Source organism: Kineosphaera limosa NBRC 100340 (assembly GCF_000298215.1).
In the GTDB taxonomy this organism is placed as follows: domain Bacteria; phylum Actinomycetota; class Actinomycetes; order Actinomycetales; family Dermatophilaceae; genus Kineosphaera; species Kineosphaera limosa.
The window spans coordinates 28,896-43,601 of sequence record NZ_BAHD01000058.1; the positions used below are offsets into that span (position 1 = coordinate 28,896).

At 72.9% G+C, this 14,706-nt stretch carries 8 protein-coding genes and 1 pseudogene; 6 read left to right on the top strand and 3 right to left on the bottom strand.

From position 1 onward, the window contains the following. The first annotated feature begins 7 nt into the window (after positions 1 to 7). Both KILIM_RS22560 and KILIM_RS15700 read left to right on the top strand, forming a co-directional pair. On the top strand, positions 8 to 364 hold the full coding sequence (locus KILIM_RS22560) for a hypothetical protein (protein ID WP_006593706.1): 357 nt from the start codon (positions 8 to 10) through the stop codon (positions 362 to 364). Beyond that, a complete protein-coding gene (locus KILIM_RS15700; RefSeq protein WP_006593707.1) occupies positions 361 to 1,380 on the top strand; it encodes a substrate-binding domain-containing protein in 1,020 nt (339 codons plus the stop codon). The genes KILIM_RS22560 and KILIM_RS15700 overlap by 4 nt, the downstream gene beginning before the upstream one ends. 15 nt (positions 1,381 to 1,395) lie before the next feature. On the opposite strand, the gene nudC is transcribed toward KILIM_RS15700, so the two are convergent. Beyond that, positions 1,396 to 2,442 (bottom strand): NAD(+) diphosphatase, encoded by a 1,047-nt coding sequence (nudC, locus tag KILIM_RS15705; protein WP_006593708.1) that lies wholly within the window; start codon positions 2,440 to 2,442, stop codon positions 1,396 to 1,398. 1 nt (position 2,443) lies between these two features. Between nudC and KILIM_RS25090 the strand changes: the two are divergent. Then, positions 2,444 to 3,298 (top strand): annotated as a pseudogene (locus KILIM_RS25090) (phosphotransferase); the annotation flags it as partial. 695 nt (positions 3,299 to 3,993) lie between these two features. On the opposite strand, the gene KILIM_RS22570 reads toward KILIM_RS25090, so the two are convergent. Then, positions 3,994 to 8,259, bottom strand: coding sequence for an ATP-dependent helicase (locus KILIM_RS22570; protein ID WP_006593710.1), 4,266 nt, complete (start codon positions 8,257 to 8,259; stop codon positions 3,994 to 3,996). Beyond that, entirely contained in the window at positions 8,256 to 11,708 is a 3,453-nt protein-coding gene (locus KILIM_RS15720) for a UrvD/REP family ATP-dependent DNA helicase (protein WP_169330770.1), read from the bottom strand. The genes KILIM_RS22570 and KILIM_RS15720 overlap by 4 nt, the downstream gene beginning before the upstream one ends. A gap of 221 nt (positions 11,709 to 11,929) precedes the next feature. Here KILIM_RS15720 and KILIM_RS15725 point away from each other — a divergent pair, with 221 nt between their 5' ends. The 3 genes from KILIM_RS15725 to KILIM_RS15735 all read left to right on the top strand — a co-directional run. Beyond that, positions 11,930 to 12,574, top strand: a complete 645-nt coding sequence (locus KILIM_RS15725; RefSeq protein WP_006593712.1) for a TetR/AcrR family transcriptional regulator — start codon at positions 11,930 to 11,932, stop codon at positions 12,572 to 12,574. A 138-nt stretch (positions 12,575 to 12,712) separates the two neighbouring features. After that, positions 12,713 to 12,937 (top strand): DUF3107 domain-containing protein, encoded by a 225-nt coding sequence (locus tag KILIM_RS15730; RefSeq protein WP_006593713.1) that lies wholly within the window; start codon positions 12,713 to 12,715, stop codon positions 12,935 to 12,937. Between the two features lie 332 nt (positions 12,938 to 13,269). After that, positions 13,270 to 14,706, top strand: a 1,437-nt coding sequence (locus KILIM_RS15735) for a DEAD/DEAH box helicase (protein ID WP_006593714.1), incomplete at its 3' end; no start/stop codon positions are given.

Genomic DNA, 14,706 nt, shown 5'->3' on the forward strand with positions numbered 1-14,706 from the left:
GCACCCGATGACCGACCCCACGAGCCGACCGACCGACCACACCGGCTCCGCTACCGCCGCAACCGAACCGGCCAGCCGCCATGGCGCCGGAGAGGGCAGCTCGCGGTTCTCGCCCGACCGCGAACTGGAGGAGATGCTGCGCGACGCCGAGGAGACCGTGGCGCAGCTCAAAGCCGAGCTGGCCGCGCGCAAAGCCTGCGCGCGCGACCACGGCGGCACGTGGGAGGAGCAGCACGAGGAGATCGCCAAGCTGTCCGAACACCTGGCCAACGCCAAGGTGCACTGGGGCGAGGTGCGCGCGTTCTTCCAGGAGGCGCTGCGCGAGTTGGCCGATAGCCGCCAGCGACGAGGGGGGCTGGGATGAGCCGCACCAGGCGCGCACGCCGGACTCCGGCGCGGCACTGGACCACGAACGTGTCGGCGGTGGTGCTGCCGCTGGTGGCGGCGCTGGGACTGGCCTCCTGCGGCGCACGGCTCGGCTCGGGCAGCGGACCGATCGAAGTATCGGGCAGCTCCACGGTCGCGCCGATCACGACCCTCGTGGCCCGCGAGGGCGGCTTCGACGTCACCGTGGAGGCCGAGGGCACCGGCTCCGGGTTCGAACGCTTCTGCGCCGGCGAGACCGCCATCAACAACGCCTCCACCGCCATCCCCGGGGCCGGGCAGCCGGTCGACTACGTCGCGCAGTGCGAGCAGAGCGGGATCGAGTTCCTCGAACTACCGATCGGGCTCGACGCCATCAGCGTCGTCCGCAACTCCCAAGCCTCCTTCGTCGACGAGCTGACCCGGGCAGAGCTGCGCTCGATCTGGGCGGCCGACTCGGGGGTCTCCTCGTGGTCGCAGGTGCGCGCCGAGTGGCCCGACGAGCCCATCGGCCTGTACGGGCGCCCCGACACCTCCGGCACCCACGCCTCGTTCTCCCACGCGATCACGCAGAACGCGGACGGGCTGCGGACCGACTACACGGCGACCGACGACCTGGCGCAGCTGTCGCAGTGGATCGCGGACGACCCCGGGGGCTTGGGCTACATGGGCGTCGGCAACTACCTGTCGACGACCCACGAGCATCAGGCGCGGGTCACCACTGTCGCCGTCGATGGACTGCAACCCTCGTTGGCCGACGCGCAAAGCGGTCGGTACGGCAATCTGACCCGTCCGCTGTTCCTCTATGTCTCGACGAAGGCGTTGGAGGACGAAGGAGTGGCGCGCTTCGTGGAGTACTACCTCGAGAGCGCACCCTCGGTGCTGCCGCGCACCTACTTCTATCCGCTGGACCGCGGCGCCTACATCCACACCAAGGAGCGGTTCGCGGCCCGTACCGCCGGCACGGTGTACGGCGGCGACCCGTTCGCCTCGATCGAGGCGGCGCAGGTGCCCTGAGTCCGCGGTGGCTCGTCAGCGCCCGCTGCTGGGCTTGTCCGGGTGCGTGTTCTGGTGCGTGTTCGTGGTCGTGGTCGCGTCCGGGCGGTGGAACGGCAGCTCGACCGGCGGCACCAGCGGCTCGCCGTACCACCCCTCGATCAGCCGCCGGGCGATGGAGAGCCGACCGGGCAGTCCGAGGGCGCCGGAGTCGACGGCCGAGCGCAGCTGATCTCGTGAATACCATTCGGCGGCCACGATTTCGGCGTCGTCCAGGTGCAGGGTCGGATCGGTCGCGCGAGCGGTGAAGCCGAGCATCAGCGACGCCGGGAACGGCCACGGCTGGCTGCCGAAGTACTGCACGTCGTGCACGGTGACGCCGACCTCCTCGGCCACCTCCCGGGCCACGGTCTCTTCCAACCGCTCCCCCGGCTCGACGAATCCGGCGAGCACGGAACGCCGGTTCTGCGGCCAGGCCGGCGAGCGAGCCAGCAACAGGCGTTCCCGGTCGTCGATGACGGCCATGATGACCGCCGGGTCGCTGCGCGGGTAGTGCTCGGACCCGTCGACCTCGCACCGCCGCACCCATCCGGCCTGCACGGCAACCGTGGGAGCGCCGCACCGGGGGCAGCGCACGTGGGTCCGATGCCAGGAGGCGAGCGCCTGCGCGGTCATGAACGCGTCGAGCTCGATCGGCGGCAACTCGAACCCGACGTCGCGCAGTCCCAGCCACACCAGGTGTGACGAGGCTGCTTCTGACGCTGCCTCGGCCGTGTCGTCGCCCGCTGCGTCTCCCGCGTCGTCGACCGCGAGGGCGACCCACGCGTGGCCGTTCTCGTCGCGCCCCAAGAAGATCGCCAGCTGCCCGGCCACGGTCTGTGGCACGCCGGGACCGCCATAGTGCAGCACGAGCCGCGGCTGACCGGGGGTGCTGGTGTCGACGAGCATGCCGTGGCGCGACCACACGAGCACGCGGGTGTCGTCCTGCGCGAGGACGGTCGTCAGCAGATGCTCGTCGGTGCGCTGGGCACCGCATCGGTCCAGGCGTGGCGCGCGCGCCCCGGCCTCCGCCGCAGAATTCATGATGCTCACCCTGACACACGGTGCGATCTGCCCCGGCCCTCCCGCGCGGTGGACGTGCGTCGCGGGCCCGGCTCGATACCGTGGGGCGGTGACACGTTCGGCCTGGACCCTCGCTGCGCTCGCGGACGCCGCCGTTCCCGGGTTACGCCCGCGCCTCGTCGAGGAGTTGGTCGACCGGGTCGGCGAGCGGTTCCGCGTGGGTTTCATCGAAGGCGACGACGGACGCCGATGGGTGGTGCGGGTGCCTTCCGACGCGGTCGCGGCCGCGCAGTTGGAGGAGTCCGCTGCCCTGGCGGGGCTGATCGCCGACAAGGTGCCTTTCGCTGTGCCGGAGAGCGCCGGGGTGGCGCCGCTGCGCGACGGTCGGCGCGCAGTCGTGTATCCGTTGATCGCCGGGCGATCCGTCGACTTCGCGCTGCTGCCTGCGGGGCCTGGGCTGACGACGGCGGTGGTGGCCGCGGTGGCCGCAGTCCACAACCTCGACCGGCGGGTGTTCGAGGAGGCGGGCGTCCCGGCCTACGAGGCGGACGACCTGCGCCGACGGCGGCAGGCGGACGTGGACCGTGGTGCGGCGACCGGGCTGGTGCCGACCGGGCTCCTGGCCCGCTGGGAGCGGATGCTCGACGACGTGTCGTGGTGGCGGTTCGCGCCCACCCCGGTGCACGGGCGGCTGCACGACGATCACCTGCTGCTGCGCTTCGGCGATCCGGACGACAGCGCGACCGCGCAGGTCGTCGGCATCACGAGCTGGGAGAGCGCCCAGATCGGGGATCCGGCGGAAGACCTCGCGGCGCTGCTGGCGCTGGCGCCCACGGAGACCGCCGACACCGTGCTGGAGGCCTACGCGGGGGCGCGACACGAGCCGGCCGACGGTCATCTGGCCGACCGGGCGAGCCTGTTGGCCGAGCTGGAGTATCTGAGCGAACTGCTGACCGCGCGCCGGTTGGGCGATCGCCGACACCTGACGCAGGCAACCGAGGCGTTGCGCCGGCTCGACGACCTCGTCTCACACGGTCGCGGCAGCGGCAACCGCTCAGGTACCGCGGTCGACCGGCTCCCCGTCGACTTCGACGCCGACACCGGGGGGCAAGACCTCTACCAAGCCGGCGGGCCCACCCGCAGGATCGGGGACCAGGACGAGCAGGCGCCCAAGGGCGCGCAGCGAAACGACTCCACCGCAGCCGCGGATCCCCCTGGCGACGAGAGTCGCAGCGATACCACTGGGGGCGAGAGTCGCAGCGACACCACAGGCGCGTCCACCACGAGCGCGTCCACCACGAGCGCGTCCACCACGAGCGCGTCCACCGCGGGTGGATCCGACATTGCGGGCGAAGATCCGCACACCGCGCCACTGCCGGTCATCCCGCCCGAGCCCGGCACCGGGGTCGAGCCCTCGTTGCCGCCGGAGACCACGGTCCCCCCGCAGACCGCGGTCCCCCGGCAGACCGCGCCCTCGCAGGCGGTCAATCCCTCGCCCAGTGGACCGGGCCGGGTCGGCGCGAAGCGGCCCCTCTCGGCCGATCAACGTCAGACCGATCGCGCCAGCTCAACTCATCGCTCGTCGACGACCTCCTCCCCCGACTCCGCGCCGGCAGCGGACGAGGGCGGCGAGGCGTCCGAGGTGAATGCGGACCGAACAGCGCGCACGGAGCCCGGGCGCTCAACCGGGGAGTCACCGGACCCCCGGGGCTCCGCCGGCTGAGCGGCGCGCGCCCGGGCCTGCTCCGCCGGGGCCTCGTGGTTTCCTCCTGATGCCGTGTGCCCTCCTACTGGCACCTGCTGACGCCCCGTCGGCGTCCAGTCGCGACCCGGAGACTCGGCAGGCTCGGTTGACGACGTTGGCTCGGTTGACGACGTTGGCTCGGTTGGGCCGGCCGACTGGGTGCGGATCGCTGCGACGTGGGCGCGCAACGCTTGCTCGGGGTCCGGCGGCTGTGGCGGGTACACCGTGGCGCCGGTGGCCGCGTGGTAGAACGCAGCGCGCACGTCGCTGACGTTCAGCCCCCGCAGGCGGGCGTAGGCCACGCGGTAGGCGCAGAGCTGTAGCGTCCGAGCGCGCAACCGGTCGCCGGTGACCGGCCGCGATGCCTTCCAGTCGACGATGACGACGCCGTCACCGTCCGGGAAGACCGCGTCGATGCGCCCCCGAAGTGGCATCCCCTCGACGATCGTCTCCACCGGCAGTTCCACGGCCAGCGGCGCTCGGGCGGCCCACTCGCTGGCGAGAAATCGCTCCTTGGCGGCGCGGAGGTCGCCACCGAAGTCGTCGTCGGCCGAACCGGGTAGGTCATCGAGGTCGACAATCGTCGCGGCCCCGTAGTGCTGTTCGATCCACCGATGTAGCTCGGTGCCGCTGCGGCGGCCCGGCGACGGCCGCTGCGGCACCGGCCGTCGCTGCTCGGCGAGGAATCCCTCGGGGTCCTCGGCGAAACGCACCAGCTGCGAGGTCGACAGGTGACCCGGGGCGCCGCCCACCGCACCGTGCGAGGCGCCCAGGTGATCGAGGCCGTCCAGCTCCACCAGGTCGGCCAAGAGATCCGCCTCGGCGAGCAGGGCCGTCGTCTCGGCATCCAGCCCGTCGGGATCGCCGATGCCGTCCCCTTCGTCGGGACCAGGCTTTTCCCGGTCCGCGGGCGAAGGCGCGGCGACGCCGGGCGTCGAGGGGCCGGGCGTCGAGGAGGCGGGAGCCGAGGGGCCGGGCGTCGAGGAGGCGGGAGCCGAGGGGCCGGGAGCCGAGGAGGCGGGAGCCGAGGGACCCCGGCGGAAGCGCTCGACCGCTTCGGCTGCCTGGCGGTGCCGGACCCGCCGCTCGTCGTCGTTACTCCCGGAGGCCGGCCACAGCAAGGTCGGTGCGTGCGCCTCCAGCGGATTGACCGGATGCGGGTCGTCGCTGGGCGGCATGGGAGCCCACCGGCTGACGTGCACGCCCGGCAAGGCTCCCGTGGGCGCCGCGCCGCTGCCTGCACTCGGATTCGCCAGGTCTTGGCCGTCGCGCCCATCGCCGGTGCCATCGCCAGTGTCTTTGCCGATGTCTTCGCCGGTGTCTTCGAGCAGCTCGCTGATGAAGCGCGACGTGATGCGGGGGCTACCCGCCTCGGCCCACACCGACGCGCTGAGCAGCGCCTCGTGTCGGGCCCGGGTGAGCGCGACGTAGGCGAGCCGACGCTCCTCGGCCAGGGCATGCCGCCCGCCGGCCTGCGCGAAATCCTCGAGCCGGCCCTCGAGGGTGTCCAGGGTGTCGGCGCTGCGCCAGTCCAGGCTGGGCAAGGCGCTGCGGTCGCCCCGCAGCGCGTACGGGATGCGGTCCAGGCCGGTGATCCAGCCGCGGTCCTTGGGTTCGGCCAGCCGCCACACACCCTTGGCGGGTGCCGACCGCTGGAAGCGGTAGCCGGGGAACGAGCCTTCCAGCAGCCCAGGCACGGCCACGACGTCCCACTCCAGACCCTTGGCGGCGTGCACGGTGAGCACCTGCACGCAGTCCTGGCTGGTGTGCGCGGCCGGCGACTCGAGCCCCCGCTCCTCGACGCGGGCGATCTCCAGCCAGGCGAGAAAGCCGCCGAGACCGGGCCGGTCGGCCGCTGCCTCGAAGTCGCGAGCCACGTCGGCGAAGGCGTCCAGGTGCACCCGCGCCGAGCCCCACGTGGCCCCGGGGCGGGCCATGACCTCGACGTCGAGGCCAATTGCCTCCTGGGCGATCCGCACGATGTCGGAGAGTGGATGGTCGCAGCTGCGCCGCACCCGGGCGATAGTCGCGCCGAGCTGGGCCAGTCGCTGCCGGGCCGCATCGGTCAACCACTCGCCTCGCGGACCGCGCCACTGCCGCGGAGGCAACCGGTCGAGGCCCTCGATCAGGCTCGCCGCCTCGTGCACCTCGCCGACGGCGCGGTCCGTCACCTCCTCGCTGTCAGCGTGGTCCGTGGCGGGCGCCTGAGTAGCCCGCTGGTGGCGTTGCCGGGTCCACGCGTGCAGGGCGGTGAGATCGGCGGGGGCGAGCCGGACGGCGGGCCCGGTGAGCAGCCGCATGAGCTGGTCGCCGCGCGCCGGGTCGGCCGCCACGGCCAGCAGCGAGACGAGATCGCCGACCTCAGGGGTCAGCAGCAGCCCGCCGACCCCGACGACTTCGACCGGTAGGCCCTGGGCCCGCAGCGCATCGACGATCGCGGGAAATTGCGCGCGGCGTCGACAGAGCACGGCCGCGCTGACGCCGCGGCGCTCACCGCCGCCCCGACCGGCTCCTTGGGGTGGCCCGGGGTGCTTCCACCAGCGATCCGCGACCCACTGCGCGACCGCGTCCGCCTCGGCCAGATGGGTCTGTGCCCGTAAGAGCTCGACGCACCCCGATCCGGCAGCCGGTGCCGGCACCAGACGCGCCACCGGAACCGGGGAGCCAGTGGTCAGCGGGTCGGCCAGCCGGTTGGCGGCGGCCAGGATCGCCACGTCGTTGCGCCAACTCGTCGACAGCGGCAGCGTCGGCACCGGGACTCGCACCGACCCGCCCTCGCAGCTGCCGGAGCTGCCAGAGCTGGCGGCCACCGGCGCGGTCCCCGCGGGGGGTGTGGCACTGGGTGCGAACAGGGTGGTGAACGACGCCAGGGTGGTGGCGCTCGCGCCGCGCCAGCCGTAGATCGACTGGTGCGGGTCGCCCACCGCCATCACCGGCACCGGCGCGAGCCGCGACCGGGCGGCAGCCGTCCGCTCTGGCAGGTCCCGCTCCGGTTCACCGCTGTCTTCCTGCTTGTTCGGCTGGCAAGTGACCGGCTCGGATCCGACCCGCTCTGAACTGACAGGCTCTGAACTGACCCCCTCTGACCTGACAGGGTCGTCGCCGTCCGATCCGGTGGGGCCGGTGGCGCCCAGGACGGCGTGCAGGAGCCGCAGTTGCGCCTCGCTGGTGTCCTGGAACTCATCGAGGATCACCACGCGATACTGGGCTCGCTCGGCGTCGGCCGCGTCGGGAAACGACTCGGCCAGGCGGGCGGCCAGGGCCATCTGGTCGGCGAAATCGAGACTGTCCCGGTCGCGCTTGAGCTGTGCGTACCGACGCAGCAGCGGCAGCACCGCCCGCTGCGACCGTGCGTGAGTCAGCAGGCTCGCGACGCCGGCGGGCACCGCTCGGCGGCGGCCGCCCAGCGGCAGCGCCTCGACCCTCTCTTCGAGCCGGATCAGCCAGGAGTCGATCTCGCTGCTCATCCGCAGGTGCTCGGCCAGCTCTGAGCTGAGGGCCAGCACCGCCTGGGTGATGGTCGACTCGGCCGCGTCCAGGTCGGCGACGGACCCGTCGTAGGAGGTCACCGCCTCATGGGCGAGCTGCCAGGCGGCTGCCGCGGTGAGCAGCCGGGAGTCACTCTCGATCCCAAGGCGCAGCCCGTGATCGCGCAGCAGCCGCCCCGCGTACGCGTGATAGGTCGACACCGTCGGCATCGACACGGGCGAGCGCGCCGCAGCCGCCGAGGCCGCAATGTCCGCACCGCTCGCCTCGTCGGGGCGCCAGAGTCCTGTGGCAGCCAGGCGACGTAGCCGTCTGTCGATGCGCTCGGCGAGTTCGCCAGCGGCTTTGCGAGTGAACGTCAGGCCGAGCACCTGCTCGGGTGTGACGGCGCCGTTGGCGACGAGCCAGACGACCCGTGCAGCCATGGTTTCGGTTTTGCCGGAGCCGGCGCCGGCGACGACGAGCATTGAGGTCAGCGGGTGCTCGATAATGCGGCGCTGCTCCGATGTGGGTGGCGGTAGCTCCAGGGCGGCCGCGATCTGCTCGGCGCGCAGGCGTGGTTCAGGCGCGACGCGGCGGGCCGGGCCGCCCGTCCCGGGGGTACTCACAGCGTCCACCTCGCGGCTTGCAGCGGGCAGGAGTCCAGCACCGGACAGGTGCGGCAGGCCTCGCCGACGCGAGCCTCGACGTGGTCGCTCGCCATGGCGTCGGCAACCTCGCGAACCAGGGTTTCGGCCCACTGGGGGTCCTCGTCTGCAGCGAGCGCCGGTTGCACCTGCAGGGTCGGCTTGGTGCCGGCGGCTTTGCCCACCTGCAGCAGGGCGGCGCCAGCGCTGGCGCTGCCGAGGTCGCCGCCGAAGGCACCCGCCTGCACCGCCACCTGATAGGCGCCGAGCTGCGGCAGCCGGGCCACGTCGGCCCGCGCGGGCTTACCCGCGCCGGTCTTGAGGTCGACCACCCGCAGCCGACCCTGCGCGTCGACCTCCAGCCGGTCGACGCGACCGGTGACGGTGGCGCGACCGACGTCGACGCGCACCGGTAGCTCGCGCCCCACGACGCGCCACCCCTGCGCGCTCGCTTGGGCGTCGTAGCGGGCTAGGAGGCTGAGCATCGACTCCGCGAGTTCGTAGTGGCGCTGCGCGAGCCACCCCTGGCCCAGTCCCAGCCGCGGCCAGCGCTGCGCCAAAGCCGCGCGCAGCAGCCCAGCGTCGTCGTTGTCGACCTCGGCGGCGATCTCGTGCACGAGGTTGCCGATGGCCACCGGCACGGACTCGTGCGTCGACTGCCCGCCGCAGGACGTCAACAGCCAGCGCAGCCCGCAGCGGGTGAACGCCTCGACGCGCGAGGGTGACACCGGTACCTGCGCCGCACCCGGCCACACCGGGCGTTCGTCGGTCGGCTCGTTACCACCCCACCAGCGAGCGGGATCGGCGGTCGCGACCCCGGCATCGGCGAATCGCGCCAGCCTGCGGGCGAGCGCCGCCCGCACGGCCGGGGCCGGCTCGCCGGCCAGGCGGCGACGCAGATCGGCGACGACGCCCGCGACCGTCAGCGGCCGCACGGCCTCCGCGAACGGGCGGCTCTGCTCGCTGTGCCCCTGCGGGTCGATGACGTCGAGATATGCCGAGGGCTGGTTCTCTTCGTCGCGCACCGCGGTGACCAGAAGTCGCGTGCGTGCTCGGCTGACGGCCAGGAGCAGCAGACGCGCCTCGTCGTGCCGCAACCGCCGGAGACGGTCCGGAGTGTCGACGGTCGACGGTGCCGCCGCCTCGTGCGGCGCTAGCGGCACGTCGCCGAGGGCGTCGAGCAACTCGGGAACCCGCAGCGTCGAGCCGCGGGGGCGCAGGTCGGGCCACGCTCCCTCTTGCAGGCCCGCGACGACGACGGTGTGCCATTGACCGCCGACCGCTCCTGCCGGGGTCGTCAGGGTCACCTCACCGGCCCGCACCCGCCGGGCGACGAGGCTGTCGGCCGCGATCTCCTGCGCCGCGACGTGGTCGAGGAATCCGCGTGGGCTGCTGCCGGGCAGGCGCTCCACATAGCGCCCAGCGGCGTCGAACAGGGCACACACCGCGTCGAGGTCGCGATCCGCGCGAGCGCCCGCGGACCCACCTCGCACCGCCTGCGCTCGCCACCTGTCCGCGAGGCCGAGTGAGGACCAGATGGCCCAGAGCACCTCGTCGACCCCGACCCGGCGCGCGACCCGGGTCTGCGGTGTTGCGCCGGTCAGTTGCTGCTCCGCCGGCGGCGCAGCGACCATCTGGCCGTGCTGTGCTGCCGAGCCGTCGGCCGCCCCCGCCTGCTCACCCGGGGGGTGTAGCCCGGCGGCCCGTCGACCGGCCGCCACGGCCCGCACGATCCGCCGTAGCGGCGCCGGCAGCGCGGTGAGCTCTGCCCGCACCGACTCGTGCGTGGCGTCGGCCAGTTGCAGGGCCGCCACCAGGAGCTCGTCGCTGCCGCGTGTGTGCCCGTGCGCCTGCGCGTGGCGTCGCAGGTCGCGGCGGGCGGCGCGCACGCCCAGGGAGTCGGCGCCGATGAGGCGGCTGGTCATGAGGTCGACGACCCCTGTGGCCGGCAGCCACGGGCGCGGGGACAGGCTCAGGGCGAGCAGGGTGAGCAGGGGCCGCACCGCCGGCTCGTCGCGCAGGGGCACTCGTGCTCCCGGCACGGTGACCGGCACCGACTCCGCCGACAGGGCGCGTCGCAGCGCCGCCGCCTGCGAGCCCGAGCGCACGATGACGGCCAGCTGCTCCCACGGCACCCCCTCCTGCAGATGCGCGCGGCGCAGCGTCATCGCGATATGCCGCGCCTCGTGAGCGGCCGACGGGGTCACAGCCACCTCGACCCCCGAACTCGCGCCGCGCGGTCCCCTGGCCAAGGGCTGCCGGTGCGCGGCCACCCCGGCGGTACCGATCTGCGCAGCGACCCGGTCGGCGACAGCGACCACCTCCGGGCCTGCCCGGTGACAGGTGCGCAGCACCACCGCACCGGAGGCACTGCCCGCACCCTGTTCGCCGAGCCCCAAGCCCGGCAGGGGCGGCCGCAGGTACTCGGGCTCACCACGCCACGCCGTGAGCAGCGCGTGCGGCTGCGCCCCGCGGAACGTCTGGGTGGCCACGTCTGGATCTCCGACGAGCAGGAGACGGACGCCTAGGTCGGCGAGGCGCGCCAGCAGCACGACGCCGGCCCGGGTCAGCTCCTGCGCGTCGTCGACCACAACGAGCCGCAGGCCACCGACGAGCGCCGCGGCACCGACGGGCGCAGCGGCGGCGCCCTGGCCAGCCGGCCCGGCCTCGCTCGCCTCGGAGAGCACCGCGATGGCCTGCGCGAGCAGGCCGGCCGAGTCCAACGCCCCCGGCCGGCTCAGCGCGCTGACCTCCTCGTACTCGGCCAGAACATCGGCAGCCGCCGCCCACACCGGCACCTCGTGCGCCGCCGCCAGCGCCCGCAGGTGGCCCGCCCCCACGCCGTGCTCGGCCAGCCGCATGAGCAGCTCGCGCAGTTCGGCGCGCAACCCACGCGTCGTCGTCGCCTCCCGCAGCGACTCCGGCCAGTGCGGGACGCGCCCGTGGCCCGCCGCGTGCCCGGCCAGCAGCTCGCGCAGGATGACGTCTTGTTCGGCGCCGGTGATGAGTTGCGGCGCCACCGTCGCCTCCTCCTGCGCCCGGGATCGGACCAGCGAGAACGCCAACGACTCCATGGTGCGCACGGGCACATGACTCGTGGTGGCCGCCAGTGCCCGGCTCAGCCGCTCACGCAGCCGCCCTGCCTGGACCCGCGAGGGCGCGATGAGCAGACACTGGTGCGGCCCCAACCCTTCACCCCGCACCGCGTGCAGGATGCGGTGCACGGCCACCGTCGTCTTGCCCGTGCCCGGCGCACCCACCACCCGCCGCACCGACCCCGCGGCAAGGACGCCCGCGCGCTGCGCGGCATCGAGCCTCGACCAGTCCGGCAGCTCGACCGGCTCGCGCCCGAGGCCACCGGCACCCGCGCTGTCGGCGGCGTCGGCGGAATCGGCGGCGAAGGCGGTGCCCGCGGCTGTCTGGATGCTCACAGCCATGATCAGATCACCGACCGCCGACAAGCTTCGCCGTCGCACCCACCCTGGCCGGTTGACCTGCACAGACGCGCAGGCTCCCGGGCGTGTTGCCCACGGCCCGGGCGCGCTGGCGGGCTCCGCACGGGCGGGCTGGAGGCTACGTCGGGCCGCCCATGCCTACGTCCGTGGGCGATAACATGCCCGGAAAGCGTAGAGAACGAACCACAGGGAGAGTCGTGGCCATCGACGACGAACGGCCCGCAGCACCGAGCCGCACGCGGTTACCGCGTTCGGCCCGCCGCGCCCAGTTGCTGGCGGCGGCGCAGGCGGTGTTCGTCGAGAGCGGCTACCACGCCGCTGGCATGGATGAGATCGCAGAGCAAGCGGGCGTCTCCAAACCCGTTCTTTACCAACACTTTCCTGGCAAACGTGAGTTGTACCTGGCGCTGCTGGACAAGGCCGACGAGGCGATCGTGGCCGAGGTGCTCAGCGGCATGGACGTCTCCCGCGACAACAAGGAGCGGGTCGTCGCCACGATCAGCGCCTACTTCGCGTTCGTCGCCCGTGAGGGAGCGGCCTACCGGCTCGTCTTCGAATCGGATCTCGTCAACGATCCTCAGGTACGTAGCCGCATCGACGCCGTCCAGGAGCACTGCGCCCAAGCGGTCGCGGCCGTCATCCGCACCGACACGGACTGCTCGCAGGCGCAGGCGCTGCTGCTCGCCACCGGCGTCGTGGGAATGGCCCAGATCGCGGCCCGACAGTGGTTGAGCAGCGGTGAGCAGATGCCCCAGGAGGAGGCGGTGCGGCTGGTCGCCCAACTCGCCTGGCGCGGCATGCGCGGCCTGCCCCGAACCGGCTCCGACCCCGCCGCCAACTGAACGAAGCAGGCCCGTCTACCCTGGAAGGGACGGTCGGCGACGCCCCCGGGCGACCTCCGACCACGACCCCAGGATTCGCCACCAGCGGATCAGACGCAGCGTTGGCGCACGATCGCCACGAGACCTAGGGAGACCGGCATGGAGATCAAGATCGGTGTGCTGCACACCTCCCGCGAGATCACCCTCGAGAGCGACCAGACCCCGGAGGAGATCGAGCAGGCCGTCGCCGACGCCCTCAAGTCCGGAACGGTGCTGCGGCTCGTAGACCGCAAGGGCAGCGTCATCCTCGTGCCGGGCGCAACCTTGGCGTACATCGAGATCGGCAGCCAGCGCAAGGGTGGCGTCGGCTTCGGCCAGCTCTGATCGAGTGCGAACCCAAGGGGGCCCCACTCGACTCTCTGAGCACAACAGCGAGCACGCAAACCGGGCATAGCGGATTCGGTCGCCGACCCGGGTACCATGGCAATGTCAACAGGTGCCCGGTCGGCCGATAACGACACCCCTAGTCATCGCACGGCGATGATCGTCGCAGCACTCGCTGCGCCCGCCCAGCCCCTCACGGAGCAGGCAAAAGACCGGGCCACCCGCGCGGGTGGCCCGATGGACAAACCTCCGATCGGCCCTGACCGCCGTGCGTCGGCGCGCCCCGAGATGAGCTCGAGGCCACCGCGACGCGCCACCGATCGAGAGAGTCCATGACACAAACGCACAACGACGTCGCCGAGCAGGCGACGCCCATCATCGAGGCCGAGCTCGTCGAGGCCCCGGAAGCAGCCCCCCAGGCACCCGCCCCCACGTTCGCCGACTTCGGCGTACACCCCGACATCGTCGCGGCGCTGGCCGGCGCGGGCATCGTTCACCCGTTCCCGATCCAGGCGATGACCGCGCCGGTCGCGCTCACAGGCCACGACATCATCGGCCAGGCCAAGACGGGCACGGGCAAGACCCTCGGCTTCGGCGTGCCCTTGCTCAATAAGGTGGTGGCCCCCGGCGACGAGAGTTTCGAGTCGCTGCCCCACCCGGGTCGCCCGCAGGCGCTCGTCGTCGTCCCGACCCGGGAGCTGTGCACCCAGGTGACCGGCGACCTCAAGACCGCCGGCAAGAAGCGCGGGATCCGCGTCGAGAGCATCTACGGCGGCCGCGCGTTCGAGCCGCAGATCGAGGCTCTGCGCCGCGGCGTCGAGGTCATCGTCGGCACCCCGGGCCGGCTCATCGACCTCAACAAGCAGGGCCACCTCGCTCTGTCCAACGTGCGTACGGTCGTGCTGGACGAGGCCGACGAGATGCTGGACCTGGGCTTCCTGCCCGACGTCGAGAAGATCCTCGCGCAGACCCCGGCTTCGCGGCAGACCATGCTGTTCTCCGCGACGATGCCCGGTGCCGTGGTCGCCCTCGCCCGCCGATACATGACGCAGCCGACGCACATCCGCGCCGTCTCCGATGCCGGTGACGACCGCCAGACCGTCGCCGCCATCGAGCAGTTCGTCTACCGTGCCCACGCGATGGACAAGGTCGAGCTGCTCTCCCGCGTGCTGCAGGCCAAGGGCCGCGGGCTGACGATCATCTTCTCGCGCACCAAGCGCACCGCCGCCAAGGTCGCCGACGAGCTCGTCGACCGCGGGTTCGCCGCCGCGGCCATCCACGGCGACCTCGGCCAGGGGGCCCGCGAGCAGGCGCTGCGCGCGTTCCGCAACGGCAAGGTCGACATCCTCGTCGCCACCGACGTGGCGGCCCGCGGCATCGACGTGCCCAACGTGACCCACGTCGTGAACTACCAGTGCCCCGAAGACGAGAAGACCTACCTGCACCGCACGGGCCGCACGGGCCGCGCGGGCCTGACCGGCGTGGCGATCACCCTCGTCGACTGGGATGACCTGCCCCGCTGGGGGCTCATCAACAAGGCCCTCGACCTGGGCATCCCGGACCCGGAGGAGACCTACTCCTCCTCCGAACACCTCTACGAGGACCTCGAGATCGACCCCTCGGTCACCGGTCGGCTACCCAAGGCCGCGCGTACCCGCGAGGGATTGGACGCCGAGGTGATCGAAGACCTGGGCGAGACCGGTCGGGGCGCCGGCCGGGGCCGCCGGGACGGCGGTCGTGAGGGCGGCCGCAGCGCGGGTCGCGAGGGC